This window comes from Alteromonas pelagimontana (assembly GCF_002499975.2).
In the GTDB taxonomy this organism is placed as follows: Bacteria; Pseudomonadota; Gammaproteobacteria; order Enterobacterales; family Alteromonadaceae; genus Alteromonas; species Alteromonas pelagimontana.
In genome coordinates this window covers 3,143,767-3,168,992 of the sequence record NZ_CP052766.1, presented here as the reverse complement: position 1 = coordinate 3,168,992, position 25,226 = coordinate 3,143,767, and the positions used below count along the sequence as shown (strand labels likewise).

Here is a 25,226-nt window from a genome sequence, read left to right as displayed (position 1 = left end):
TTTTTTACTTTCTATAATTTTTCAGCGTGGTCAATCAGAGTGCCTTCAGGCTCCCCCAATACCACTCGCTTTAAACAACCCGGTTTGTTCATATTGAACACACGAATGGGTAAGCTATGATCACGAGCCAAAGTAAAAGCCGATAGATCCATAACTTTTAATTCTTTTTCAAGCACTTCATTATAAGTTAACTGCTTGTACAACGTCGCTTCCGGATTCTTCACCGGATCATCACTGTAAACACCATCAACTTTAGTGGCTTTTAAAACAGCGTCGGCTTCAATTTCAATGCCACGCAAACATGCTGCAGAATCGGTAGTGAAGAACGGATTTCCCGTCCCGGCTGAAAAGATGACTACGCGACCCGATTTTAGCAAACTGATAGCTTCTGCCCAGTTGTAAGCATCGCACACGCCGTTTAATGGAATGGCTGACATTAAGCGGGCGTTAACAAACGCCCGATGTAAGGCATCGCGCATTGCTAAGCCATTCATAACCGTGGCCAGCATGCCCATATGGTCGCCCACAACCCGATTCATGCCTGCCTTTGCCAGGCCCTCACCGCGAAAAAGGTTACCACCACCGATGACCAGGCCAACCTGCACACCTAATTCTACCAGCTCTTTAATTTCCTGGGCCATTCTGTCCAGAACTTTGGGGTCAATCCCAAACCCTTCGGCTCCCATTAGAGCCTCGCCACTGAGTTTTAACAAAATACGTCGGTAAGCTGATTTTGGTGTGATACTCATTATTCGATATGTCCTCATGAACTCGGCTTGCATCATCATTCGCGCCAGCAAGTGATGATGCAAACCGATTCAAAAACGCAACCCTGATTAGAATATGTGCTTCAGAATCCTGACTGCTTCTTAAACTTTATTGATAAACGCAAGAAGCATACCATACTTATAAAAAAGCACCTCCGAAGAGGTGCTCAGTAGTGTATCCGACATTCGCCTAATGCAAAAGTCAAACGGCCAATTATTTCTTGGCCGCTTCCATTTGCGCAGCAACTTCTGCCGCAAAGTCTTCTGTTTTTCTTTCGATTCCTTCACCTACTTCAAAACGGATGAAGTTAACCACATCTGCCCCTTTGCTCTTCAGCAAATCAGCCACAGAAATGGAAGGATCTTTAACAAACGGTTGACCTGTCAGGCTGACTTCGCCGGTGAATTTCTTCATACGGCCTGAAACCATTTTTTCTGCGATATCAGCAGGTTTGCCAGACTGCATAGCAATTTCTAGCTGAATTTCTTTTTCTTTCTCAACCACTTCAGCTGGAACATTTTCTGGCTTAACGAACTGAGGATTTGCTGCAGCTACGTGCATTGCGATATCTTTCGCCAGCTCTTCGTCACCACCGGTTAAAATGGCAATTACGCCAATACGGCCGCCGTGGACGTATGCACCTAAGTTATCACCTTCCACATTCACAACGCGACGGGGAGCGATATTTTCACCAATTTTGGTAACCAGGGTGTCACGAACATCACTGATTTTCTTGCCATCCAGTTCTGCGTCGTTAAGTGCGTCGATGTCATTGATGTTGTTATCATGCGCAACCGCAATAATGCTGTTACCAAAACTCAAAAACCCTTCATCACGAGCAACGAAGTCAGTTTCACAGTTAAGTTCAAGCATGGTAGCCCGATTTGCGGCTACTTGCGTCAGGATGACACCTTCAGCGGCAATACGACCTGCCTTTTTAGCTGCTTTAGCCTGCCCTGATTTACGCATATTCTCAATGGCCAGCTCGATATCACCGTCGGTTTCAACCAAAGCTTTTTTACAATCCATCATGCCTGCGCCAGTACGCTCGCGCAGTTCTTTAACTAGTGCTGCAGTCACTGCCATTTTTCAATTCCTCAGCATTTAACTATTAAGTAATGAGTAAAAGGGGCAGATGTGCCCCTATTAAAGATATTCGTTTGATTTTATGACAGCGCCATGTCAGAAGCAGTCACTGTCAGCTTCTAAAGTTATTATTCAGAAGCTTCTACGAAATCGTCCTGTTCGGCCTGAACTTCAAGGTTGCTGTCGCGACCTTTGTTCACGGCATCGGCTGCAGCGTCAAGATACAGTTGAATAGCACGAATCGCGTCATCGTTACCTGGGATGATATAATCAACGCCATCTGGATTGGAGTTAGTATCAACTACGCCAACTACTGGAATACCCAGATTACGGGCTTCAGTCACAGCGATGTGTTCGTGATCAGCATCAACAACAAAAATACAGTCAGGAAGACCGCCCATATTTTTGATACCACCCAAGCTGTTTTCCAGCTTGTCCATTTCGCGCTGAAGCATCAATGCTTCTTTTTTGGTCAACTTGTCAAACGTACCATCTTGGCTTTGTTGCTCTAGCTCTTTCAGACGCTTGATTGATTGACGCACAGTTTTCCAGTTAGTCAGCATGCCGCCTAACCAACGCTTATTTACATAAAACTGATCGCATTTTACTGCTGCATCTTTTATTGCATCACCAGCTGCGCGTTTAGTACCAACAAAAAGAATTTTTCCTTTTCTGTTAGCTACGCTGGAAAGATAGCTCAGCGCATCATTAAACAATGGCACTGTTTTTTCCAGGTTAATGATATGAACTTTATTACGCGCACCAAAGATAAAAGGCTTCATCTTTGGGTTCCAGTAACGGGTTTGGTGGCCGAAATGCACACCGGCTTTCAGCATGTCACGCATTGAAACATTAGCCATGTCTAGTCCTCTATTGGGGTTAGGCCTCCATACACCCCTTGTATCGATCCATATTCTGGACACCCCGATAACAAGTGACGGTATATGTGTGTTTTAAGTAATATTCGTACCTTTGTAGCGATACATTCCCAAAGAATAATCACCCTGTTATCAAAGGCGGGCGCTTTATACCATGACGATGCTAATTTCTCAAGTAATAGCGCTCGTTATTGACAACTATTCATAATCTCAATGTCCCGCTGGCTGTACAGCCACTCTCGCAAGCGTTACCATAAACACAAAGTGGCTGGGAGAATGCAGCTTTTACATAACGCATTTCCCTCCTAATGCATTCATTAACTTATTCGAGGATCCCAGTGGCAGCTAATATTAAAACCGCTGAAGAAATAGAAAAAATGCGCATTGCTGGCAAACTTGCAGCTGATGTTCTGACAATGATCACGCCCCATGTAAAGAAAGGGGTGACAACTGACGAGCTTAATACACTCTGTCACGACTATATTGTTAATGAACAGCAGGCAATACCCGCTCCGCTAAACTATGGGCACCCGCCATTTCCAAAGTCAATTTGTACTTCTGTCAATCATTGTATTTGTCATGGAATTCCTTCTGATAAAAAATTAAAAGACGGTGACATTCTTAATATTGATGTCACTGTTATTAAGGATGGTTACCATGGCGATTCGTCGAAAATGTTTATCGTCGGAAAGCCCAGTATTCTTGCTGAGCGGCTGGTAAGAGTAACGCAGGAATGCTTGTATAAGGCCATTCAACAAGTTAAGCCCGGAATGCGCTTAGGAGACATTGGGTATATTTGTCAATCCCACGCGGAATCGCATAATTATTCAATTGTCAGAGAGTTCTGCGGCCACGGCATCGGCGCTGATTTTCATGAGGAGCCGCAAGTGGTCCATTATGGGCGACCAGGTACCGGTGAAGAATTGGTTGCTGGCATGTGCTTTACTATCGAGCCTATGGTTAACGCCGGTAAACGTTATTCCAAAATTCTGCCCGATCAATGGACTGTGGTCACCAAAGATCGCAGTTTAAGTGCGCAGTGGGAACACACCCTGCTCGTAACTGAAACAGGCGTAGAAGTGCTTACTTTACGTGATGAAGAAGATTTGCCTCGCGTTATCAATCATTAGTAATTCCTCTTTACCATGGCTGCTATCGCCACTTAGCAGCCTTGCCTAAATAACCTTTTGATATAAATATGCACTTTTTGGCAGCCTTTATGCCTCTTTTTGCTACTGCGATTTTTCTCCTTTTCATGATAAGGTTCTTGAGGCTTACCCCGGTGTAACGAGAAGGCGTATTTTGAGCTTACAGAAACTGACTGAACAAATTGAATCCATTACCACAGTCGACGATATAGCAGCAATCAGGCAATGCGTAACAGACAGCTATTTGTGGTTGGATGAAGCCTTTGGAACCACCCCTGTCAATCGGCTGGTACTAGGTAGAGCCCATTTTGTTGATGCACTGCTTTTTCGTTTGTGGCACTTATTTCAGTTAGATCAGGACAAGGATATCGCTCTCTGCGCTGTCGGGGGGTATGGTCGTGGTCATTTACAACCGTACTCAGACATTGATTTGTTAATCGTAAGTCGCAAAACACTTGCATCGCGAACACAAGAAAAAGTCGGACAATTCATTACCCTGCTATGGGATATTCGCCTGGATGTCGGGCAATCTGTTCGCACTATTAAAGAAACGGTTAAACTGGCGAAAGATGATATCACTATTGCCACCAATCTCGTAGAAAGTCGGCTTCTAACCGGCTCAATAGAAATATTTGAAAAACTATGGGAAGAGGTTAACGGGCGGCACTCCTGGAGCAGTAAAGACTTTTTCGTGGCGAAGTACGAAGAGCAAAAAACGCGTCACGCTAAATTCAATGGCACCTCCTACAACCTGGAACCCAACGTTAAAGAAAACCCGGGCTGCCTGCGGGATATTCAATCAATTGGCTGGGTTGCAAAAAAACATTTCAAAGAATACGACGGCTTTTCCTTAGTCGGTCATGGCTATTTTACTGAGCAAGAGCACAGTGAACTCATCGATTGTCGTATAGATTTATGGAGGATGCGCTTCGCGCTGCACTTAACGGCGGGTCGGAGCGAAAACAGGCTACTTTTTGATTATCAACCCGATGTTGCTGCGCGTTTGGGATATGGTGAAGAAGGTAAAAATTCGGTAGAAGCGATGATGCGGGACTTTTTCCGCGTCGTTCGCAGAGTGACTGAACTTAACAAAATGTTACTGCAGCGCTTTCGTTACGACATGCTCAACCAAACGGTCAAGAACCACACGCCCATTAACCACAACTTTAGTTTGCTTGATGGCATGATTTCACCTCAGCACGATGATGTGTTTGCCACTCCCGAAGCCATATTAGATTTCCTTTACATTATCGCTGAAACCCGGGAGACTCAGGGCCTAGACACAGATTGCATACGCCAGTTACGCAATGCACGGCGGAAGTTTGAATCGCAATATTATGTGGAGCGTCCCGCCTGCCGTAAGCGGCTTATGCAGTTATTCCGGCATCCTCACTTTTTCGACTTTGCATGGGATGTTATGCACGAATACGGCATTTTGCAGTCATATCTGCCGGAGTGGGACAAAATTGTCGGCATGATGCAATTCGATTTATTTCACGCTTATACAGTCGATGAACACACCCACCGGCTGGTAAAACATGTAAACCATTACTTTTCTGCGCAAAATACCGAATTTCCTCGCTGCGGCCGCATTGTGCGGAATTTGGATAAACCTGAACTACTCTATATTGCTGCAATTTTTCACGACATTGCCAAAGGTCGAAACGGCGACCATTCCAAGCTGGGTGCCGCGGACGTTAAAACGTTTTGCGAGCAGCATGATCTAGAAAAAAGCGATGCGGAATTAATCAGCTGGCTGGTGGAAAATCATCTATTAATGTCGGTAGTGGCGCAGCGCCGGGACATTTACGATCCTGACGTCATTAGTGAATTCGCCACCGCTATGCGCAGTCATAATCACTTAAATTTGCTTTACGTGCTAACTTTAGCCGATATTCGGGCCACCAACGACAATCTCTGGAATGACTGGAAAGCCTCTTTGCTTCGAGAGCTTTATTTGATCTCTCAAAAAGCACTGGATAACGGACTTCAGTGTCAGGCCACCATTAACGAACGTGTGCAGTCGCATATGCAGCATGCGCGGCAACTTCTCATTCAAAGTGGCAGCGATCTGGAAAAAGTCGATGTATTGTGGAACCGATTAGATGATGATTATTTTGTACGTTTCAAACCTGCACAAATTGCGTGGCACAGCCGCGAGATTATAAAAGCTGAACGTGAACTCTTTCCCGCAAACGAACAAGCTCTGCTGGTTAAAGCCAATGATGAGTTTGCCAAAGGCGGCACCGAAATTTTAATTTATGGAAAAGACCGCAAAGCGTTATTTGCGCAAGTTGCGTCGGTGCTGGATAGCCGAAACTGCTCCATCCATGACGCCCATATCACCGTCACGCGGGATGGATACGTATTCGACAGTTTACTGGTGTTGGAAAATAACGGTTCCCGGCTATCTACCCCTGAAAGAATCCAAAGCCTGGAAAAGGCTATTATTGCACAACTGGAGAAACCCGGCCGCGCTCATGATAATAAGCGCAAGCTTCCTCGCCAGATGCGCCAGTTAGATGTACCTACCAAAGTACGTTTCTTTAACTTTGGTGAAGAAAATACATTGATAGAATTAGAAGCGTTGGATGCACCTGGCATTCTTGCCAAAATCGGCCACGCTTTTGTCGATACCAGTGTCACCTTAAAACTGGCAAAAATTGCGACAATCGGCGAGCGTGCAGAAGATATTTTTATTGTCAGCAATGACGCTGGTAAAGCTTTAACGCAGGAACAGCAGGTAGCGTTAAAAAAGCAAATCCTGTTCAAACTCGATCAACTTGAAGATATCAACATACCATGAATGAATTAAAAGCCATTATTGAAGACGCCTTTGACAACCGCGACACCATTTCTCCCACATCTGCCTCTGAACAGGTAAGACAGGCGGTGAATGACGTCATTGCTCTACTTAATTCGGGAAAAGCGAGAGTTGCCGAAAAAATAGCGGGTGAATGGGAGGTCCATCAGTGGTTAAAAAAGGCGGTACTTCTTTATTTTCGTTTACATAACAATACAGTTATAGCTGGTGCAGAAAGCCAGTATTATGACAAGGTTCCGCTTAAGTACGTGGGCTACACAGAAGAGCAGTTTGCCGCAGAAGGTGCCCGTATTGTTCCCCCCGCGGCGGTGAGAACAGGCTCTTTTATCGGAAAAAACGTTGTTGTTATGCCGTCTTATGTCAATATCGGTGCGTTTGTGGATGAAGGAACGATGGTGGATACCTGGGCGACCGTGGGTTCCTGCGCGCAGATTGGCAAGAATGTCCACTTGTCTGGTGGCGTAGGTATCGGAGGCGTGCTGGAACCGCTACAAGCTAATCCTACCATCATTGAGGATAACTGCTTTATCGGCGCGCGTTCAGAAATAGTGGAAGGCGTAATCGTTGAAGAAGGTTCAGTGATCTCGATGGGAGTGTACATTGGGCAAAGTACCCGCATCTATGATCGCGAAACCGGCGAGATTCACTACGGTCGTGTGCCTGCTGGATCTGTCGTCGTATCTGGCAACCTGCCAGGTAAAGACGGGAGCGGAGACTACAGCCTTTATGCGGCTGTCATTGTAAAAAAGGTAGATGCTAAAACGCGTGCCAAAGTAGGAATTAACGCATTGCTTCGCAACGTCGAATAAATTTATTGTTCTAGAGCGGTGACCGATGTCACCGCTCTTGTTCGGCTTTTACTCATTAAACAATTTGTCTTTGATGCCGTTGACCCATGCTATAACATCTTTTTCTGGTTCCAGCGTTTCAATAGCATCAACTTTAAGCAAATCTGCTATCGACCTAGCTTGCAGTTCCGTCAGTAACTCGTGGAATTGCCTTCCACCACCACAAAATGTCTCGCCATAACTGCTATCGCCTAACGCCACAACAGCAAAAGGTTTTTGATTTAGCAGTGGGAACTGCTCTTTGAGATCAGAATAGACAAACTCAATATTAGGAGGTACATCGCCTTGACCGGTCGTAGAAGTAATAACTAAAATGGCTTCAGCTTCAGTAAAATCGGAAACATCCGGGTCGCTAAACAACTCACAATCATGCCCCTGCTCTGCCAAATTCTCTTCTACTTGCTCTGCCACATGTTGCGCATTACCATAAACACTGCCAGAGAAAATACTTAACTTTGTCATTCAACGCCCTCTTCATTGCATTCATTTTTATTCATTAAACTCAAACTCCTTCCAGTTATGAAGAAGCTTCTCCAGCGCCGGGTTTATCCCACACGTTATCGACAACCACTTTTTAGTTACGGGATGCTGAATACCTAACTGAGTACAACTTAAGGCCAGATTTTCAAAACCAAACTGGTTGCGGGCAAATTTATTCTGTTTCCCGTCTCCGTGAGTGGTGTCACCAACAATAGGATGATGAATGTGCGCTAAATGTCTACGTAGCTGATGCTTTCTTCCACTGAATGGGTGCAAGCGTACATAGGAATAACGAGCGCTTTGATATCGGCCGACCGCATAAGGCAATTCATATCGGGCCAGCGCCTGATAATCCGTTGTTGCAGGTTGCGGCGCTATATTCTCACCGCGATGTTTGTCGGCAATTTTATCCCGTTTAAATGATAGTGCATAGTCAATGCATCCGCTGCCTACAATAAACCCTCTCACCACTGCATGATAGGTTTTAGCAACTTGCTTTTGCATCATCTGCTTTCCTATCATGCCTGCCAGATCTCCGCTGAAGGCGAAAAGCAGTATCCCTGAGGTGGGCCTGTCTAAGCGATGAACGGGATACACATGCTGCCCAACCTGATCCCGCAGAAGCTGTACAGCAAACCGGGTTTCACGTTTATCTATCGGACTTCGATGCACCAGCAAGCTGGCGGGTTTGTCTATCGCAACAAGATAGTCATCCTGATACAAGATGCTTAAGCTTTCAATATTTTCCATTTTGATCCTGCGTTAACTTCACCTGCGCATCTAAACACTTCAATTGTTCAATAACGTCTGGGTGATCAGGTAAAGACATTTCAGCCATTGGCGCCAGGGCCATGGCATTGGGAAGCGCTTCACCATTTGTAAGCAGCTGTTTGAACCGGGGAATGAATATAAATTGCAGCCATTGTTCGAAACGTAGCGTATCACAGGAAAAAGGTTGATTACTGGCAAGAGCTTGCGCTGTGGGTGCAGCATCCGACCATAGATCCCGGGACGTTAATAATTGTTCCAGAGCCTTAAGTTGACTCTGTAAAATAGGGTAATTCGCCACGACTACTTGCAACTTAGTTAGCAGTAAATGCGAATCAGTATACCATGACTTTACAGAAATAATGGTGGGTAGCAAGTACGGAGCAAGAGCATGAATGAATAAACATTCAGCAGTTACAGGAAATAAACGAAATTTCTCATCCGAAACGCTGTAAAAATCATTCGCTATCTCTCCCTGGTAGCAAATACGCAGAGGCATGGTTAGAATACCGTCTCTTTCCAAACGGGTCAGCAGAGACAATGAGCGCATCTTCTATTCATTCCATCAGCGAATTTCTTCTTCACGCTGGTACAAACTTCCGTATTTTCGATTTAGGCCGCGGAATTTTTCCTCTGGATTCCCAGACTTTTCTCGATATTGAAAATGCCCAGGTACCGGCTCCCCGGCCCCGCCAACAATACGGCTGGTTTGGTATCGTTTTCTGGAATGGGCAACAGGCTAACCAGCATTATATCTGGTTTATCAAGTTACCATTGGACGAGCAGGGCTTGATCATTGCAGCCTCCCGAAATCATTTTTTGCAAATCATTATCGAGGCAGTAGGGGAAAGCCTCACCAGTGACAATCAGCAAACTCTTCCGGATAATCCTTATTCCTTTGTGCCGGGACATTTAACCATGGCACAGTTTAATGCTCATACTCGCCTGCACCTTCGGTTACCCTCACACCCGGCGATAGAACAGGTTACACAGTACATTAGCGATCCGGCGGCGCACGACTGGAAGAATCTCCCTGTGCAGGGTATCGCTGACTTCGCAGTCAGGTTATCAGAGGATCACGAAGCACATCTCGTTGCTGGCAATCTCTCAGCCTGCGCCAGCGATTTTCAAATTGCGCTTATGCAAGCAGCTGAAAGCGTATTGATTAACGAGGCGGTAGAGGTGGAATTCTATGCTCACCTAGCAAAAGGATTAACTCCCGCCAATCCCAAACGACCAGATTTAGCTGCTTTGCGAGGGCTTTCATCTTTAACGCCGTCTCAAAAATTACGGGACGTCCTGTACAATTTGCTTTCAGAAACTACATTGAGCGATGTTGACACCTTAAGCGTTGTGGCAGCACGTCATTACAACCAGTTTGACGAGCAACTGCTCCAGTTATTCTTCGAGCGAGCTGCTGAGTTGGACGACAATCAAGGACATCAAGGATTGCTATTTAAAGGTTTTTTCTCAGATCTCGTACAGATTCCTCAATTGCGAGGCAAGGTACTGAGCCTGTTGCGTTCGCCCACGCGAAGCGACCTTCTTGCAAAAGCCATTGGTGGTCTATTCAGCCACACACAGCAAGAGCAAACATTATGACACTGGGCGAAGTTACGCTTTTGTTACTGATAGGATTAATCGGCATGCAGTTCTGGCGGATAAGAAGTATTTCGGAGCAGGCCTATCAACATGTTAACCGCTATTGCGAAACCCACGGTCTGCAAGTTTTATCCATTGCCAGAAAGAGTACCAAACCCACTTTCAAGTATGGCAAGATGGACTGGTTTTCCGTTTTTATATTTGAATTTTCAGGTAACGGCGAAGACAGATATGCTGGCGAAATGGAAATGATTGGAAAAAAAGTGATACGAACCCATCTTCCCCCCTATCGCGTGAATTAGCGATAGCATACAAGACTCCGGGGTATTACCGCTCCAGTCATAGAGAATCTTTTTTATGCATCAAAAAAAGCGGTAGCCTGAGGCTATCGCTTTTCTTGAATTTTGAGCGTCCTTCTCAGCGTTCCATTGCGACTAAAATCATCCCGATCCAAATCCTTATACGCCCCTTTCCTTCTTGACTCACGATATCCTCCGTGAGCTACTCATCCCTAAGCAGATCCCTTTCCTTTGTTCCCTGATTTAACGACACATCCTGCGTGGCGCATTCTTCATCCTGAAGTTGTCCTTTACAGTCATCCTGACTACCTTCCCTTTTCCATGAATCCTTTTATGACTACACATCCGCAATGTAGCATTCTCCATCAATGGACTTGTCCTGCCGATATCCCTGCTCGTATCCTTTTCGTCCTGACACTGCACATCCTGATACAGTATGCTTCATCCTGAAGTTGTCCTTCGCAGTCATCCTGACTGTTATCCGTTTCCTTGAGCTCCTTGACATCAACCGTCCTGCGTTGATATTCCCATTCCTTAGGTTGTCCTGGGTGTTTCCGTGTGTCTTCCTGACTCGTCGTGTTTCCCTGTGACAACGACTATATTACGCAGCTCTAGATTCTTTGCGATGTACATTTACAGGTGATTTAGGAAACTATTGTGGGGGAAGAAGTGAGGTTTAGGAAAAACCTTGTAAAATCAGCCATTTCATCTACGATTGCACATTCAGTTTCATGAAAAAGGCCAAAAACTCTTACAACAATGTAGGAAATGTCGTACAAACTTTTGGGTGAATGGGAAAAATGAGGGAAAAAACCTATACAAATGGGTTTTACCGGAAATCAGCCGGAACGCCTTTTAAACATAATTTCACCTGAAACCTGACCAACTTCCAACTTACAAATCAATTCATAATTCCCATGCTCAAAGAAGCTGCGGTACTTAGGAACAGTGACAAATACCCCCACCCCTTCACTGTCAACTTCATCTTCTAAAACGCTGTCGATTGCGCCCATTAACTGGTGCCCTAGACCGTGGTGCTGATGATCGGGATGAACAGCAATGAAGGACAGCATATGGTATTTAGTCGCAGGCATACAAGCGCGAACTTTTTCTTCCTTTTCTACCATTTGTCTGGTTCCAAAGAGTCCTGCCGTCAATAACATCTTCAACCGCCAGTGCCAAAACCGGCCAGAACTGAAGGCAACGCACGGCCGGGTTAAACAAGCGACAGAAAGTATTCGCGAATCATCAAACAGACCAATCATTGGCTGTTTAGCATCCCAAAACGCGGTGAGTTCCTCCCGAATTGCTGACCGCAGACGACTTTCATATCCTTCTCTTTCCGCCTGAAAAATATCCATGAAAAGAGGATCGTCAAAGTAAGCATTATATAAAATTGATGCAGCAACTTTTAAATCATCAGCGCTTAAATAAACCGCTTTAACATTTTCAATGTTTTCTTCAGTGGTTACAACGCCAGACATGGTGTCTCCCTATCCTAATCAATTTGTGTTTTAAGCATAGATTAAAATAAATTTTATGTTCAACTTCATCATGAGGATCTCATGGGAGAGATCGTGAACGTTTACGCGCAATAAGTGAAGGTTGCTTAGCCGAGTTGGGGTTAAGTATACGTTTAAACGCAAAGACTTCTGCAATATCAGTCATCAACAAAGCTGGCACGACAACAACAGTATATTAAGAACCCAATAGCGTTAACAAGAAGTAAAAGACGAGGGAGCTAGGAAAAGCATAGGCAGACGTAAGTACAGAACGTCTGCCGAACAGAGTAACTTAAATTCGAGCGTAGGCGCTGTCGCCCCAACCGACTAAGCTACCGTTTTTGAAAACAAGTGGAGTGCACTCATCTTTAGTAGTGACACCGTCATCCATCGTGCGCTGCGTGCGGTAGAAAAGAATTCGATAGACGCCGTCCTCCTTTTGATGCAATTCATTGAAGTCCGCAACGCCCATTTTCTGAACTACCGATTCATAGCTCATATCTTCTTGCAGCTTCGAGATATGCTGGCGGTTATTGAACTCTCTATCTTCCCAGTCAGAGCTATAATTCCCTTCGTCACCTCCAACTGAAATAACACAACCTGAAAGAGCTATAGGTGCCAGTAAAGCCAGTATCAACACGCAGTGTTTCATCATTTCATCCTTAATTTTTTTTCGGTTTGTTTATCGTGATTATTAACGCCATACAATCAATTTAGAGGCCAACTCTATATCCCCTTGATATTATTACACTTGTGCCTTAGCCTCTGCTATTTTTTGAATAATCGACAGGTCAAACAAGCTAAGAAATAGCTAAAATGGCGAGAAACTCAAAAGTTACGCAACTGTAACTTACACTCATTCTAATGAAGATAACGTAAAACTTTAACCAGTGATAAATCTCCTTCGGAGGACCAGGAGAGATCGCGAATGGTTTTTAAGCCATAAGTGAAGAATTCTTAGCCGAACTTATGGAGCATGGATGCTCCAGCAGAGCCATCAGCGATGATTTTACGGCGTTTCTGATGAGAAGTTTTGCTTATTCCTTGAGACTGCTGGATTTTTAATCACTCATGCTCTTACCCTTTCCCTCGAAAAATTTAAACGGTCATCACTCGGTGTTTTACCATCCGCAAGTTTGCTCTTTCGGCCCTACCAAGTAGTCAACAGTTTCTGCGGACTGAGATTATGCGTTTGTTTTAGCAATAGGTTCCGCTATGCTTGCTATTTTATTCTGTTTGGGAATTACTATCGTGGATCAGGATTCCATTCAAAAATTGTTGATGATTTGCCATCAGTTGCAACAAGATGGCCAGCAACCGAGCGTTGCGTTGCTGCGGGGCAAAGCCCCGATGAAGATATCGGTCACCACAGCAATTGAAGCAATTCGACGGTTTAATGCCGGTGGCAGTAAACAATCCGATGACAGCAAGGTAAAAATATCGAAAGATGCCAACAGGATCGCTGCGCTCGAAAAGCAGGTTGAACGTCTTGAATCCGCAGTGGCAGCGCTAGAAGAGCGTCTCGATAATATTGCCTCCAGCTAGAAACTCTGATTTTAGCCTTGAACTTTGTCCAGCCACAACCCGGTTCGCAACGCGAACGAGCGAGCCTTAACGGAATATGGTCCGTTGAATAAAGCAAATTTTAACGGACTCCAAGTCTGGGCGAGAGTTCTGCCAGGAAGGTAGCCAAATCAGGGGCAAGAGATCGCTCTGGCACCTTACCCACCCTTTCCAGCACGACTTCGCCTGATGCGTTATCCACGCTCAAAATATAATCTTCGTCATCGGTTAAACCGAAGAAAAGTGTAGGCGGCTGCTTTAGCCGTTTTTTCATCAGCAGATGACCAATTAAGTTCTCCTGCAGGCGTGAAAAATCTGTTTCATTCCATACCTGCAGTAATTCGCAGTCTCCCTGAGGCGCTCTAGCTAACAAGTTATTGCTAAAATAGTGCGTAAAATAAAGGCAATACTGTTCATTTAGCACCATCTCGAGCGCCTTTTCCACATTGTCGAATGAACAGCTTTTCTGTTGTAGCGCTGGCAACCAAGGGACCATGGCATCCTGTTCGCCAGTTTTTTGATAACAGGGAGAAAGCCATTCCCTGTCGTACGGGATTAACAAAGGCATTTGCGAAGCCTCCGCCAGCTTCAAGGTTGCATCTACAAAAGCATCTATTTGAGTGAGTACGTGGTTAGTCATATTCGCAACATCATGTTTTCGGTTAAAATAGGTTATCATTGTATGTAACAAAATTCCGTAGCAACCTGCTAAGCGTAAACCGACGAGACTGAGGTTGCTATTTTTTAAATGGTGATTATGAACAGCTCAACTACCTTTACACTTCCAACGCATTTAACGCTGGGAAAGACCGTGGAATATGAGACGGTTTACAACCCCGCCTTGCTTCAATCTGTCCCGCGTTCCTTGGGCAGAGATGCTATTGGTCTAGATGAGGATGCCATTCCTTTTTCCGGCAGTGATGTTTGGACAGGCTATGAACTGTCCTGGCTAAATGCAAAAGGAAAGCCGCAGGTGGCGATGCTGGAGTGCAGCGTCCCGGTTACGTCACCAAACCTTATTGAGTCTAAGTCGTTTAAGTTGTATTTAAACAGTTTTAACCAAACCCGGTTTTCCTCTGTAGAATCGGTACAACAAACCTTGACGAAAGATTTATCTGGTTGTGCCGGGGAGCAGGTCTATGCGGCGGTAGTGCTGCCGGAGAAATTTACCGGTCTTAAAATACAGGAGTTTTCTGGCAAGGTTATTGATGATCTCGATATTGAAGTAACCAACTACACGCCAGAGAATCAGTCATTGTGGTGTGAGGATGACTCAGCCGCCGAGACGTTGATAAGCCATCTGCTAAAGTCAAACTGCCTTATTACCAGCCAGCCGGATTGGGCAAGCATTCTTATTAAATATGAGGGGCAGAAGATTAACGAAGAATCGCTACTGCGCTATTTAATCGGATTCCGTCAACACAATGAGTTTCATGAACAATGCGTAGAACGTATTTTTTGCGATATTCTGGCGCGCTGTCAGCCGAAAAAGCTGACGGTGTACGCTCGTTATACCCGTCGCGGTGGCTTGGATATTAATCCATTTCGCTCGAATTTCGAGCTCCCCTATCCTAATCATCGTCTTGCCAGGCAGTAAGCGCATTTAACGCTCTGCGTCACAAATGGAGCAGAGACCCTCAGGCAGTTAGTAATCAGAAAGGAAAGTGATGGAGTCCAATCAACTACAATCCATAAAACAACATGGAGAAATTCTTGCGCAGTCCATTACTCGCCTGTCCAAGTTTTACGAAGGTTTTTCGACTCCACTGGACACTGAATTACAGATTTTGCGAGGGCACTTGGCGGGCCAGCCTAATTTTACGTTGGCCGCTTTGAGTATCAATAAGCTAAATAGAGAAATTCAATCTGCGCAGGCCAATATTAAAAAATATACTGGCGATACGGTTTCACAGCTAGAGCAAGCTGTAAAAGCGTATCAAACAGTATTCAAGCAAGACATTCAAGTTAAACAAAAAAGCGCGCAAGTGCTGGTGGCGCTACACCAGCCAATCGCTAATCTGTTTGCGCTACAGGCGCTGTGTGTTGAGGTTGCAAACCTGTTTTCTCATATTAAGAGACTTCCAGATAATATTGATGATTCAGTTAAGCGACCTGAAGACAAGCCGCCTTCTGATCATTTATACAAAGCAATTCTTGCCGAATTAAACCAGCTTATCGATACCTATGCCAGTAAACTTCCAGATGATGAACAACTGGCGAATTTGCGCAGCAAGCTGGCTGAGGGGATGACTGAAGAGGAATTGCTAAAGTCTTGCCTCATGATTATCCGACTGGTAGTGAATGACTCGCTATCAGAAGCCAGTTTAACAGGTAAAGTGATACAGAGCCTTCATAGTGCGCTGGGTTCTTTGAATAAAAACGTTAACACCAGCATTGAGCAGTCACAGCTAAGTTTTGCCGCACGCCAACGTACCGATCATCAAATTAGAACCCAGCTTGATTCTATTGAAGATGCATTAAAACAGAGTCCATCGCTAGAGACTTTAAAGCAGCAGGCTCAGGCTCACGTTTCGACTATTGCTTCGTCGCTGGATCATCGGGAAGAAGCAGAAAAAAGAGAGCAGGAAGCGCTGATGTCGTTATTAACCGCCATGCAGGGCCAGCTTGTTCATTTGCAAAAGCAGACGCAATTTTATCGGCGTAAGTTAGCTGAACAACTGATTTCCAGTCACACCGATACGCTCACCCGATTACCTAATCGTCAGGCCTACAATGATCGCCTGCAACAGGAAGCCGAATTAGCGCAACAAAGCGGTCTACCCTTGGCTTTAGCCATAGCCGATCTCGATCATTTTAAGTCAATTAATGATAAATTCGGCCATGCCGCAGGCGATAAAACTCTGCAGGTGGTGGGCAAACATTTTCGCAGCGTCCTTGATGAGCAGGATTTTATCGCGCGTTGGGGTGGCGAGGAATTTGTCTTGTTATTTCCCGGCACAGATGCGTCAGCATTGGTAGAAAAACTGGAATTATTGAGAACTACCCTGGAAAAAATTCCGTTTAAGTTCAAAGAGGAAAAGATTTCCATTTCAGCATCTTTCGGCGGCGCCAGCTTTAAGAACAATGAATCGCCGGAAGATGTGTTTGAACGCGCTGATAAACATCTTTATCAGGCAAAACATTCCGGTCGCAATTGTGTGGTCACAGATCAGGACAAAAGTTAATGAATAAAGTGCAGTTAAATCCAGTGGGATGGATGAGTCAGTTATCTCAGTTAGAGGTGGCACAACTTCAGGATACTACCAACAGCAAATTATACGAACTGTTTCGCAATTGTTGTCTTGCCGTGCTTAACAGCGGTGTAGACGAAGATAATTACGAAGCGCTGTTTGCTCCCTATGACGATTTTGATGTGAAATTAATTCGTCGCGAACGTGGCGTGAAAATTGAATTAATTAATCCTCCTGAAGTCGGTTTTGTTGATAAAAGGCTGGTGCGCGGGGTACATGAACATTTGTTTGCGGTACTGCGCGATATGCTATTCATGGGGAATAAATACGCTTTCATTAAGCAGAATACTCCCGCCGATGGCCCCAGCATTACCGATATGGTTTTTGATATGCTGCGCCATGCTCAGGCATTAGAAGGCAACGATGAACTGAACACGGTGGTGTGCTGGGGTGGCCATTCCATCAATCAAACCGAGTATAAATATACCAAAGAAGTTGGCTATCAATTAGGGTTGCGAGAGCTGAATATATGCACTGGCTGTGGTCCTGGTGCAATGAAAGGCCCCATGAAAGGCGCCACCATTGGTCATGCGAAACAACGGTATAAAAATGGGCGATACATTGGTATTTCTGAACCGAGCATTATTGCGGCTGAGCCTCCCAACGCGATTGTAAATGAACTTGTCATTATGCCCGATATTGAAAAGCGCCTTGAAGCTTTTGTGCGGTTTGCGCACGGAATTATTATCTTCCCCGGGGGCGTGGGGACTGCTGAGGAGCTACTTTACCTGCTGGGTATTTTGATGAACGAGCGTAATGCTCAACAACCTTTTCCCGTGATACTAACCGGCCCTGCTGGCACTGAAGCTTATTTTGCCGCTATTGATGAATTTATTGGTCAGACACTAGGCAAAGAGGCCCAGAGTAAATACACGGTTATTGTCGATAATCCAGTAGAAGTTGCCAGAACCATGGTGGCTGGATTAAAGAAAGTGGAGCAATATCGGTTAGAAATGGGCGATGCTTTTAGTTTTAACTGGTCGTTAAAGATTGACGAACCATTCCAGCACCCGTTCATCCCCACCCATAAAACCATGAGCGAACTGCCGCTTCATCATGATCAGAGCGTTGCAGACTTAGCAGTGGTATTGCGTCAGGCATTTTCGGGAATAGTGGCAGGTAATGTGAAAGCTGAAGGGGTGAAGCAAATTAAGGAACACGGTCCTTTCCATCTTACCGGCGAGCCGGAAATGATGGCAAGAATCGATAACTTGCTTAAATCTTTTGTGGCGCAGCAACGTATGAAGCTTCCAGGCAGTGAATATCGCCCCTGTTATACGATCAGCCGGGCAAATTGACGTAAGTGGTTACGATTTAGCATTCCTTATTTTGTTCCTTTTGGGGTACACTGGTTGTACTCCGATGTGAATAGTGAAGAAGGATGAATAGTAAGGTTTTCCGGCTGATAGTGCTGGGTGCTGCGGCGTATGCCCTGTTTGTTTTTTTGGTTATCTCTTTTTATCCTGACAAACCTGAAAATATGGATTGGCAGGACCGAGAACAATATAACAAGGTTCAGATCACCAAACTAAGACTCGGCAGTACGCGAGAAGAGGTGCTCGCTTTACTTGGGTCTCCTGATATCACAGAAGCAAAATTGGAAAACAGCACGACTATTCAGGTGATGTTCTACCGTACCCAACATGTACGCGCGGATGGCTTGACAACGCAGGATGAGTGCACGCCGCTACTGTTCGAAAATGAGCAACTTATTGCCTGGGGTGAAGGAGCTTATCAAAGCTATTTAAACAGTTAGAGGTTGTCATTGATTACAGACGAATACCGCCAGCTAGTATTACTGACTAATCGAGCAACGCAAGCCGCTACATCGGGTGTAGATAAAGTTAATCCGGTTGAAAGCGGCCTTAAAGCCGCTAAAGCCACTCTACATTTTGCTCGCCACCATCCAGACGCTGCATTATCTGCATTTGCAGCCGCAGCGCACGACAAATCAATAATCCATATTCCCGCTTTCAAAACGGCATTGATAATAGCGATCCTCAGCTATCGCAGTCAGCTTAACGAGCATTATGCGCAACATCTGATAGGCGCATCGTTTTGCTTAACAGCCTGTCTTCCTCCAGATGGTCATGCTGATATTATAGACGGAAAGAAAAGTAGGCTTGTTAATCTGTTAGCGCAAAAGTGCGCTCGTTTAAAGCTTAGCTTATGGCGGGATATTATTAAAACCCATCGCTTAGTCAATCATGAGCGCAGCATCAGCTTTATAACCAGTGGTGCGCTTAATGACAGTCAGCGATGGTTTTTACTTGCAGCTTACATTGCGAAGGAAAGTCCTAAACAGCCGCTTAGCCAGATTATTCGGCAAATTGTTTCTTATATACCGGCGCGGTTTCATACGCTTATGGCGCAATGGTTATCATTTCCCGGCGAGTACTTACCTGGCTCTCAGTGTGTATATCATGGCGACCGGATAATTTTGTTAACGGTGAGCAAAAAATGTCTTGGCGCAGTGAGGTTTCACGCCCACGCACCGCCAGAGTTTATTACACTCTCAAGCGAAGAATTGTGCTACGAAGCGACCTCTACAGTCACATTGGCAAACTGGTCAAAGTACGCAGAAAAGTACACTCATGAATGTAAAGCGCTCCAGTCACCGGACTGGCCTTATGCGCTAACGTTTCCAGTGAGTTATCCACCGGCACGGCTTTTACGCATCATCGATATGCTTCATAAAAGCGATACTGATATTCCCACTTTAGTGACAGAGGTAACACAGGAACCTTTATTTTCAAAAGCACTGACTCAGGCCGCAACTCAGGACAACCGGATGCAGCTACCGGTTAACGATGTGAAGCAGGCAGTTCTGACCTACGGATTTGAGCGGGTTGGCGATATGCTGGTACAGCAGGCGTTAACGCAACGTCTTACACAGCGGTTTTATCCTTTAGAACATACGTGCTATCAGTTTAGTGCGTTAGCAGCAGGAGTTGCGTCCTGTCTCGCCACCATGACAAAATCACGGTTAACGTCTGAGTCGGCCGGACTAATAAGTACTTTTCTCACTGGCCCACTCTTTTCCATACCCGCGCTGAAAATCTTATGTCGTTTCCCCCATAGTGAACTGCGGCACTTCGATATTAATTGCCTGATAAAATTGGCGCCTGGAATGAGATTGAGTGATTTAGCCAAAGACTTAGCCAAGAGTTGGCACCAACCACAGTTACATATTGCCATTATTTCTCAGATGGGAAAGCTGCCTGCTGAATGTCCCGAGTCGATAAAAAGAGAATATGGAATAATTATGCTGAGTCTATACTGGTCGAGAAAATGGCTATTTGCTTCATCACCGCCCTGTAGCGACACTCAAGAGGCGTTAAATCAGGCCTCAACTCTCCTTAATTTAGATGAAGATACCGAAGCCATATTGCAGGAGCAGTTCAGTCACCAGATATTTACGCATTTATCGCTCTGATATTTCTATGGTGAGTATTCAGCAAATTCATGTTTCTCACGAGGTTTCAGGCTATGCCTAAAGCGATGCATCAGATAGAATACTTGTGTTTTGGCTGTGCCTTTATTTCTCTTAAAATTGAATCACGCACTAACGGGCTGGCACGCCACATAAAATTAAAACAAACGCTATTCTTAATAGCAACCTGACGACTTAGAAAACAAAATCACGAGAGGATCCCTCCACATGACTCAGCAACGCATTACAGTCATTCGCGGTGACGGCATTGGTCCAGATATCATCGATGCTACTATCAAAATTTTAGACAAGGTGGAGTGCAATTTCGCGTACGATTACGCCGACGCAGGTCTTGTCGCGTTGGAAAATCATGGCGAATTACTTCCTCAGGCCACGCTGGATTTAATAGCGAAGAATAAGGTCGCCCTGAAGGGACCGCTTACTACACCGGTCGGTGAGGGTTTTACCTCAATTAACGTAAGTTTGCGTAAGAAATTTGAATTGTATGCGAATGTACGTCCGGTGCTGTCGTTTAAAGGTACCAAAGCGCGTTACGAAGATATTGATATTATTACTGTCCGCGAGAACACCCAGGGAATGTATTCTGGTCTGGGTCAGGTTGTCTCAGAAGATGGCAATGAAGCAGAAGCGTTAAGCAAAATTACTCGTGATGGCGCTGAAAAAATTGTCACTTTTGCTTATGAACTTGCTCGCCGGGAAGGTCGGAAAAAAGTCACAGCCGTTCATAAAGCGAATATTTTGAAATCCACTTCAGGATTGTTTTTAAAAGTGGCTCGTGAGGTCGGTGAGCGTTACCCAGATATTGAATCTACGGAGATGATTGTAGATAACACCTGCATGCAATTAGTCATGAACCCGCATCAATTTGACGTTATTGTTACCACTAACCTGTTTGGCGATATTTTGTCTGATTTGTGTGCAGGGTTAGTGGGTGGTCTGGGTATGGCTCCTGGTGCGAACATCGGCAAAGATTGTGCTATTTTTGAAGCGGTACATGGCTCCGCCCCTGATATTGCCGGTAAGAATCTTGCCAATCCTACCTCTGTTATTCTTGCCGCAATTCAAATGCTTGAATACTTGAAAATGGCAGACAAAGCAGAGAAAATCCGGGCCGCATTAAAAGATGTTATTGAAAGTGGCGACCGTACTACGCGCGATCTTGGCGGACAGCACGGCACTACCGAATTTACTCAGGCGTTGCTGGATCGTCTGTAGTTTTATCCTAAGGCAAGCCCTCAGGCTTGCCTTTTCTACACCCGCCCTACCTACAATACTGTCCTAATTCTGATCCTCATTTAGTCAGCCTGTTGCCTTACACTGACCTTGTACAATGTTGTACAGGCAAAAGGAACAAGGACGAAACAATGAAACAAATAAAATTAATTTTTCTGGCATTATTTTTTAGCTCGTTTGCGGGTTTGAATGCTGTTGCTGCTGAAACAGCAATAACAGCAGAAAATAGCGCTACAAGTACAAGTGTATCGTCAGAACAAAGCATTAATCTCAATACGGCCTCAGTGGAGGAGCTTATGACTCTGCCAGGTATTGGTAAAAGTAAAGCAAATGCCATTATCGCCTATCGTGACGAAGTGGGGGAATTTTTAGAAGTAGAACAACTTACCCAAGTTAAAGGTATCGGCGAAAAGATGCTGGCAAAAGTTCGCGACAAAATTGCCGTAAAATAATCGGTTCAGAATGTCGCTCATATTCAGGAAGCGACATTCGTATTTACCTACTATCTGAAAAAACCTTTTAACCCACTCTATGGCGTGTTGACCTTTGCTGTCCGAATTTCATTCAAAATAAGCCTATTTTGATTGTGCCGTGAGCTATGAAGCCCCTTCGTGGTAAAAAAGGTCACCTAAGTAAATGGTGTGCAACAAGCAGCAAGACAGGTTTATGACGAGCCTTGCAGGCAGTGATTGCCGGTACTTTCTGAAAATAAGTAAGCTTTCGTAACGGTAGCCAGCAAACACATTAGTTGATTACGCTACTGACGCATTCCTGCTCCAGAGGTTTGGAAGCCTTCACACATTAGAATTTAGGCGGGACTTCACCATGCCTTAACTAAGCGCTTAAATACAAAATGTTTAACTGAAGAGATAGTTGTAATTTCCGAACTGCAATGCAAGGACCTTGGTCTCAAGAAAACGAGCCAGCCGTTGAAATGGGAAGTCATTACCATTATGGAACGGGCATAGAAAGATGATGCTATGATTTGACTTCTTACGATACGTCAACAGCGAGTGCGCTATGTTGTGCGCTACAACAGGAATCACTTCAGTTGTAAAACTTCTGCTTCAACAACCAAAAAATCCGAGTGTAATACATACACTCGGATCGATATGGAAATTGGTGCCTAACAGAAGCCTGTTTTGCCTAAAGGTACTACTCCTGCTATTGTTTTTAAAGATACCTAGCCGTTCAATTTCGCCAGATACTCTTTAAACTCTGCGCCTAAAGAAGGATGACGTAGCGCGTACTCGACATTTGCTTTCATATAGCCGAGCTTACTACCACAGTCGTGGCTTTTTCCCTTCATGTAATAAGCGTCTACCTGCTCCATTTTCATCAGTGAATCGATGGCGTCAGTTAGTTGCACTTCACCGCCGGCACCTGGAGGAGTGACTTCCAGAATGTCCCAGATTCTTTCTGAAAGCACGTAACGACCCACGATTGCCAAGTCCGAAGGCGCTTCTTCAAGTGCAGGCTTTTCAACCATTTGATGGATTTTCGCTGACTCACCCGGTTTTACCGTCGCGCCTTCTAAATCTACAATGCCAAACTTGGTAATATCTTCTTGTGGCACTTGCTCAACCATTACCTGACTGACGCGGCTGGTATTAAATTTAGCAACCATGTCTGCCAGGTTATCCTTCTTCGGATTGCTTGCCACATCGTCAATGATTACATCCGGCAGTACGACCGCAAACGGGGCATCGCCCACTAACGGCTGAGCACAAAGAATTGCATGTCCCAGACCATTAGCATGACCTTGACGTACATGCATAATAGTCACATCTTTGGGACAAATCGATTGAACCTCTTCAAGCAGTTGACGCTTAACACGTTTCTCAAGCGTCGCTTCTAACTCAAATGAAGTATCGAAGTGATTCTCTATACTGTTTTTACTGGCGTGAGTAACAAGAATAATTTCTTTTAATCCGGCAGCCACGCATTCGTTCACCACATATTGGATCATTGGGCGGTCAACCAGCGGAAGCATCTCTTTAGGGATGGCCTTTGTTGCTGGCAACATTCTGGTTCCCAATCCTGCTACCGGTATAACTGCTTTCGTTACTTGACTCATATTGATGAATTTCCTTGTACTGATAGTCCTCTACCGATGGCATAATACTTTAATCCATATTCTGCCATGCGTTCTGGTTCAAACAGGTTACGTCCGTCAAACACTAACGGTTCAGACAATTTCTCTTTCATTAGCGCAAAGTCAGGCGCTCTGAACGCCTGCCACTCGGTTACAATAACCAGGAAGTCAGCACCGTCAAGGGCAGATTCCTTAGTTCCCATAAGTTTTAAGTCGCTGCGGCTACCATAAATCCTTTGGGTTTCTTCCATCGCTTCGGGATCGTAAGCCTGAACGCAAGCGCCGGCTTCCCAAAGCGCTTCCATTAATACACGACTCGACGCTTCGCGCATGTCGTCGGTGTTAGGTTTAAACGATAGTCCCCACAGCGCAACAGTCTTCCCTTTAATATCGCCTTTGAAATGGCGTTGAATGTAGGAAAAAAGCTTTTCTTTCTGTTCGTAATTTACCGCTTCTACTGATTCCAAAATCCGGGCTTTATACCCGACCCCATTCGCACTGCGAACGAGCGCTTGCACGTCCTTGGGGAAACAAGACCCGCCATAGCCGCATCCGGGATAAATAAACTGGTAGCCAATGCGACGATCTGAACCTATACCGCGGCGCACGTTTTCAATATCTGCCCCAAAAAGCTCAGCCAAATTCGCAATTTCGTTCATAAAGCTAATTTTGGTTGCGAGCATACAGTTAGCCGCATATTTCGTGAGCTCGGCGCTGCGAATATCCATGATAATCACTTTATCGTGATTACGGTTAAAAGGCGCATATAACTCACGAAGCTTATCTTTTGCTTTTTCACTATCTGTACCCAGCACTATTCTATCAGGACGCATGCAGTCACTTACCGCAGCTCCCTCTTTAAGGAATTCAGGGTTAGATACCACATCGAAGCTGACGTTTTTATCCAGCGCGGTCAGTGTTTCGTTAACTTTGGCTTTCACCTTATCTGCAGTGCCAACTGGCACCGTAGACTTGTTAATAATAATTTTATGGGAAGTCATATGCTCAGCAATGGTTTTTGCCACTGCTAACACATACTTGAGATCAGCTGATCCATCTTCGTCTGGCGGCGTGCCTACTGCAATAAATATAAGTTCGCCGTGCTCAACGCCTTTCTGCGCGTCGGTAGTAAAGCTTAATCTGCCACCTTCGTAGTTGCTGGTCACTAACGGTGTTAAGCCGGGTTCATATATCGGAATAACACCATTTTTAAGGTTATCCACTTTGTTCTGGTCTACATCAATACAAACAACTTCATGACCCACTTCAGCAAGCACAGCTGCTTGTACTAAACCTACATATCCAATACCGAAAACTGTGACTTTCACAACCCTTCCTTAAAAACATTCCGTTTTGTCGTAGTTAATAAATCTTTCCTGTCGGGAACATCCAAAGTAAAAATGTCTCGAAAGTGCGACATTTTTACA

General features: G+C 45.0%; 24 protein-coding genes. 13 read left to right on the top strand and 11 right to left on the bottom strand.

What is annotated here, in order from left to right:
* Window positions 1-11 precede the first annotated feature (11 nt).
* The 3 genes from pyrH to rpsB form a co-directional block, all read right to left on the bottom strand.
* Window positions 12-749: a UMP kinase gene (gene pyrH, locus CA267_RS13895; protein ID WP_075610658.1), complete on the bottom strand. Its 738-nt coding sequence runs from the start codon at window positions 747-749 to the stop codon at window positions 12-14.
* A 232-nt stretch (window positions 750-981) separates the two neighbouring features.
* Window positions 982-1,854: a translation elongation factor Ts gene (gene tsf, locus CA267_RS13890; RefSeq protein WP_075610659.1), complete on the bottom strand. Its 873-nt coding sequence runs from the start codon at window positions 1,852-1,854 to the stop codon at window positions 982-984.
* Window positions 1,855-1,982: 128 nt separating this feature from the next.
* Complete coding sequence (gene rpsB / locus CA267_RS13885; RefSeq protein WP_075610660.1) at window positions 1,983-2,714, bottom strand: 30S ribosomal protein S2; 732 nt, start codon at window positions 2,712-2,714, stop codon at window positions 1,983-1,985.
* 356 nt (window positions 2,715-3,070) lie between these two features.
* On the opposite strand from rpsB, the gene map reads away from it, so the two are divergent.
* The 3 genes from map (at window position 3,071) to dapD (ending at window position 7,513) form a co-directional block, all read left to right on the top strand.
* Complete coding sequence (map, locus tag CA267_RS13880) at window positions 3,071-3,862, top strand: type I methionyl aminopeptidase (protein ID WP_075610661.1); 792 nt, start codon at window positions 3,071-3,073, stop codon at window positions 3,860-3,862.
* Window positions 3,863-4,034: 172 nt separating this feature from the next.
* The gene (glnD, locus tag CA267_RS13875; RefSeq protein WP_075610662.1) at window positions 4,035-6,686 is read left to right on the top strand and encodes a [protein-PII] uridylyltransferase; all 2,652 of its coding nucleotides are present in this window, start codon (window positions 4,035-4,037) and stop codon (window positions 6,684-6,686) included.
* Window positions 6,683-7,513, top strand: a complete 831-nt coding sequence (dapD, locus tag CA267_RS13870) for a 2,3,4,5-tetrahydropyridine-2,6-dicarboxylate N-succinyltransferase (protein WP_075610663.1) — start codon at window positions 6,683-6,685, stop codon at window positions 7,511-7,513. The genes glnD and dapD overlap by 4 nt, the downstream gene beginning before the upstream one ends.
* A 48-nt stretch (window positions 7,514-7,561) precedes the next feature.
* On the opposite strand, the gene CA267_RS13865 is transcribed toward dapD, so the two are convergent.
* Genes CA267_RS13865 through CA267_RS13855 form a run of 3 tightly spaced genes read right to left on the bottom strand, consistent with a single transcriptional unit; the run spans window position 7,562 to window position 9,350 of the window.
* Window positions 7,562-8,014, bottom strand: a complete 453-nt coding sequence (locus tag CA267_RS13865) for a flavodoxin (protein WP_075610664.1) — start codon at window positions 8,012-8,014, stop codon at window positions 7,562-7,564.
* A 27-nt stretch (window positions 8,015-8,041) separates the two neighbouring features.
* A complete protein-coding gene (locus tag CA267_RS13860) occupies window positions 8,042-8,782 on the bottom strand; it encodes a pseudouridine synthase (protein ID WP_075610665.1) in 741 nt (246 codons plus the stop codon).
* Entirely contained in the window at window positions 8,769-9,350 is a 582-nt protein-coding gene (locus CA267_RS13855; RefSeq protein WP_232367551.1) for a YqcC family protein, read from the bottom strand. The genes CA267_RS13860 and CA267_RS13855 overlap by 14 nt, the downstream gene beginning before the upstream one ends.
* On the opposite strand from CA267_RS13855, the gene CA267_RS13850 reads away from it, so the two are divergent.
* Together CA267_RS13850 and CA267_RS13845 are read left to right on the top strand one after the other, a co-directional pair.
* The gene (locus CA267_RS13850; RefSeq protein WP_075610666.1) at window positions 9,341-10,402 is read left to right on the top strand and encodes a DUF3549 family protein; all 1,062 of its coding nucleotides are present in this window, start codon (window positions 9,341-9,343) and stop codon (window positions 10,400-10,402) included. The genes CA267_RS13855 and CA267_RS13850 overlap by 10 nt on opposite strands.
* Window positions 10,399-10,704, top strand: a complete 306-nt coding sequence (locus tag CA267_RS13845) for a DUF3301 domain-containing protein (RefSeq protein ID WP_075610667.1) — start codon at window positions 10,399-10,401, stop codon at window positions 10,702-10,704. Before CA267_RS13850 ends, CA267_RS13845 begins: the two co-directional genes overlap by 4 nt.
* A gap of 836 nt (window positions 10,705-11,540) precedes the next feature.
* Here CA267_RS13845 and CA267_RS13840 read toward each other — a convergent pair.
* Together CA267_RS13840 and CA267_RS13835 are read right to left on the bottom strand one after the other, a co-directional pair.
* Window positions 11,541-12,185 carry a GNAT family N-acetyltransferase gene (locus CA267_RS13840; RefSeq protein ID WP_075610668.1) on the bottom strand — a complete coding sequence of 215 codons (645 nt, stop codon included), beginning with the start codon at window positions 12,183-12,185 and terminating at the stop codon, window positions 11,541-11,543.
* Between the two features lie 310 nt (window positions 12,186-12,495).
* Window positions 12,496-12,855 carry a DUF3192 domain-containing protein gene (locus tag CA267_RS13835; protein WP_075610669.1) on the bottom strand — a complete coding sequence of 120 codons (360 nt, stop codon included), beginning with the start codon at window positions 12,853-12,855 and terminating at the stop codon, window positions 12,496-12,498.
* Between the two features lie 563 nt (window positions 12,856-13,418).
* Here CA267_RS13835 and CA267_RS13830 point away from each other — a divergent pair.
* Window positions 13,419-13,748 carry a hypothetical protein gene (locus CA267_RS13830; RefSeq protein WP_083638600.1) on the top strand — a complete coding sequence of 110 codons (330 nt, stop codon included), beginning with the start codon at window positions 13,419-13,421 and terminating at the stop codon, window positions 13,746-13,748.
* A gap of 100 nt (window positions 13,749-13,848) precedes the next feature.
* On the opposite strand, the gene syd is transcribed toward CA267_RS13830, so the two are convergent.
* The gene (syd, locus tag CA267_RS13825; protein ID WP_075610822.1) at window positions 13,849-14,406 is read right to left on the bottom strand and encodes a SecY-interacting protein; all 558 of its coding nucleotides are present in this window, start codon (window positions 14,404-14,406) and stop codon (window positions 13,849-13,851) included.
* A gap of 117 nt (window positions 14,407-14,523) precedes the next feature.
* On the opposite strand from syd, the gene queF reads away from it, so the two are divergent.
* From queF to CA267_RS13790, 7 genes are all read left to right on the top strand, one after another.
* Window positions 14,524-15,363: an NADPH-dependent 7-cyano-7-deazaguanine reductase QueF gene (gene queF, locus CA267_RS13820; RefSeq protein ID WP_075610823.1), complete on the top strand. Its 840-nt coding sequence runs from the start codon at window positions 14,524-14,526 to the stop codon at window positions 15,361-15,363.
* Window positions 15,364-15,433: 70 nt separating this feature from the next.
* Window positions 15,434-16,951 (top strand): GGDEF domain-containing protein, encoded by a 1,518-nt coding sequence (locus CA267_RS13815; RefSeq protein ID WP_075610670.1) that lies wholly within the window; start codon window positions 15,434-15,436, stop codon window positions 16,949-16,951.
* Window positions 16,951-18,315 (top strand): nucleotide 5'-monophosphate nucleosidase PpnN, encoded by a 1,365-nt coding sequence (gene ppnN / locus CA267_RS13810; protein WP_075610671.1) that lies wholly within the window; start codon window positions 16,951-16,953, stop codon window positions 18,313-18,315. Before CA267_RS13815 ends, ppnN begins: the two co-directional genes overlap by 1 nt.
* Before the next feature lie 83 nt (window positions 18,316-18,398).
* Window positions 18,399-18,773, top strand: a complete 375-nt coding sequence (locus CA267_RS13805; protein WP_075610672.1) for a DUF3192 domain-containing protein — start codon at window positions 18,399-18,401, stop codon at window positions 18,771-18,773.
* Between the two features lie 3 nt (window positions 18,774-18,776).
* Window positions 18,777-20,453 carry a hypothetical protein gene (locus tag CA267_RS13800; RefSeq protein ID WP_097349197.1) on the top strand — a complete coding sequence of 559 codons (1,677 nt, stop codon included), beginning with the start codon at window positions 18,777-18,779 and terminating at the stop codon, window positions 20,451-20,453.
* 225 nt (window positions 20,454-20,678) lie between these two features.
* Window positions 20,679-21,686: an isocitrate dehydrogenase gene (locus CA267_RS13795; RefSeq protein ID WP_075610674.1), complete on the top strand. Its 1,008-nt coding sequence runs from the start codon at window positions 20,679-20,681 to the stop codon at window positions 21,684-21,686.
* 149 nt (window positions 21,687-21,835) lie between these two features.
* Window positions 21,836-22,156, top strand: a complete 321-nt coding sequence (locus CA267_RS13790; protein WP_075610675.1) for a ComEA family DNA-binding protein — start codon at window positions 21,836-21,838, stop codon at window positions 22,154-22,156.
* 731 nt (window positions 22,157-22,887) lie between these two features.
* On the opposite strand, the gene galU is transcribed toward CA267_RS13790, so the two are convergent.
* Both galU and CA267_RS13780 read right to left on the bottom strand, forming a co-directional pair.
* Window positions 22,888-23,781 carry a UTP--glucose-1-phosphate uridylyltransferase GalU gene (gene galU, locus CA267_RS13785; RefSeq protein ID WP_075610676.1) on the bottom strand — a complete coding sequence of 298 codons (894 nt, stop codon included), beginning with the start codon at window positions 23,779-23,781 and terminating at the stop codon, window positions 22,888-22,890.
* Window positions 23,778-25,127 (bottom strand): UDP-glucose dehydrogenase family protein, encoded by a 1,350-nt coding sequence (locus CA267_RS13780; protein ID WP_075610677.1) that lies wholly within the window; start codon window positions 25,125-25,127, stop codon window positions 23,778-23,780. Before CA267_RS13780 ends, galU begins: the two co-directional genes overlap by 4 nt.
* Between the last annotated feature and the right edge of the window lie 99 nt (window positions 25,128-25,226).

Excerpts from the sequence above, each read along its gene's own strand:
- CA267_RS13830 (WP_083638600.1), top strand. The coding sequence starts at position 13,419 with ATGCTTGCTATTTTATTCTGTTTGGGAATTACTATCGTGGATCAGGAT.
- ppnN (WP_075610671.1), top strand. The coding sequence starts at position 16,951 with ATGAATAAAGTGCAGTTAAATCCAGTGGGATGGATGAGTCAGTTATCT.
- dapD (WP_075610663.1), top strand. The coding sequence starts at position 6,683 with ATGAATGAATTAAAAGCCATTATTGAAGACGCCTTTGACAACCGCGAC.
- tsf (WP_075610659.1), bottom strand. The coding sequence starts at position 1,854 with ATGGCAGTGACTGCAGCACTAGTTAAAGAACTGCGCGAGCGTACTGGC.
- CA267_RS13855 (WP_232367551.1), bottom strand. The coding sequence starts at position 9,350 with ATGCGCTCATTGTCTCTGCTGACCCGTTTGGAAAGAGACGGTATTCTA.
- CA267_RS13845 (WP_075610667.1), top strand. The coding sequence starts at position 10,399 with ATGACACTGGGCGAAGTTACGCTTTTGTTACTGATAGGATTAATCGGC.
- syd (WP_075610822.1), bottom strand. The coding sequence starts at position 14,406 with ATGACTAACCACGTACTCACTCAAATAGATGCTTTTGTAGATGCAACC.
- CA267_RS13860 (WP_075610665.1), bottom strand. The coding sequence starts at position 8,782 with ATGGAAAATATTGAAAGCTTAAGCATCTTGTATCAGGATGACTATCTT.
- CA267_RS13840 (WP_075610668.1), bottom strand. The coding sequence starts at position 12,185 with ATGTCTGGCGTTGTAACCACTGAAGAAAACATTGAAAATGTTAAAGCG.
- CA267_RS13815 (WP_075610670.1), top strand. The coding sequence starts at position 15,434 with ATGGAGTCCAATCAACTACAATCCATAAAACAACATGGAGAAATTCTT.
- pyrH (WP_075610658.1), bottom strand. The coding sequence starts at position 749 with ATGAGTATCACACCAAAATCAGCTTACCGACGTATTTTGTTAAAACTC.
- CA267_RS13835 (WP_075610669.1), bottom strand. The coding sequence starts at position 12,855 with ATGAAACACTGCGTGTTGATACTGGCTTTACTGGCACCTATAGCTCTT.
- rpsB (WP_075610660.1), bottom strand. The coding sequence starts at position 2,714 with ATGGCTAATGTTTCAATGCGTGACATGCTGAAAGCCGGTGTGCATTTC.
- CA267_RS13805 (WP_075610672.1), top strand. The coding sequence starts at position 18,399 with ATGAATAGTAAGGTTTTCCGGCTGATAGTGCTGGGTGCTGCGGCGTAT.
- CA267_RS13850 (WP_075610666.1), top strand. The coding sequence starts at position 9,341 with ATGAGCGCATCTTCTATTCATTCCATCAGCGAATTTCTTCTTCACGCT.
- galU (WP_075610676.1), bottom strand. The coding sequence starts at position 23,781 with ATGAGTCAAGTAACGAAAGCAGTTATACCGGTAGCAGGATTGGGAACC.
- CA267_RS13795 (WP_075610674.1), top strand. The coding sequence starts at position 20,679 with ATGACTCAGCAACGCATTACAGTCATTCGCGGTGACGGCATTGGTCCA.
- CA267_RS13790 (WP_075610675.1), top strand. The coding sequence starts at position 21,836 with ATGAAACAAATAAAATTAATTTTTCTGGCATTATTTTTTAGCTCGTTT.
- queF (WP_075610823.1), top strand. The coding sequence starts at position 14,524 with ATGAACAGCTCAACTACCTTTACACTTCCAACGCATTTAACGCTGGGA.
- CA267_RS13865 (WP_075610664.1), bottom strand. The coding sequence starts at position 8,014 with ATGACAAAGTTAAGTATTTTCTCTGGCAGTGTTTATGGTAATGCGCAA.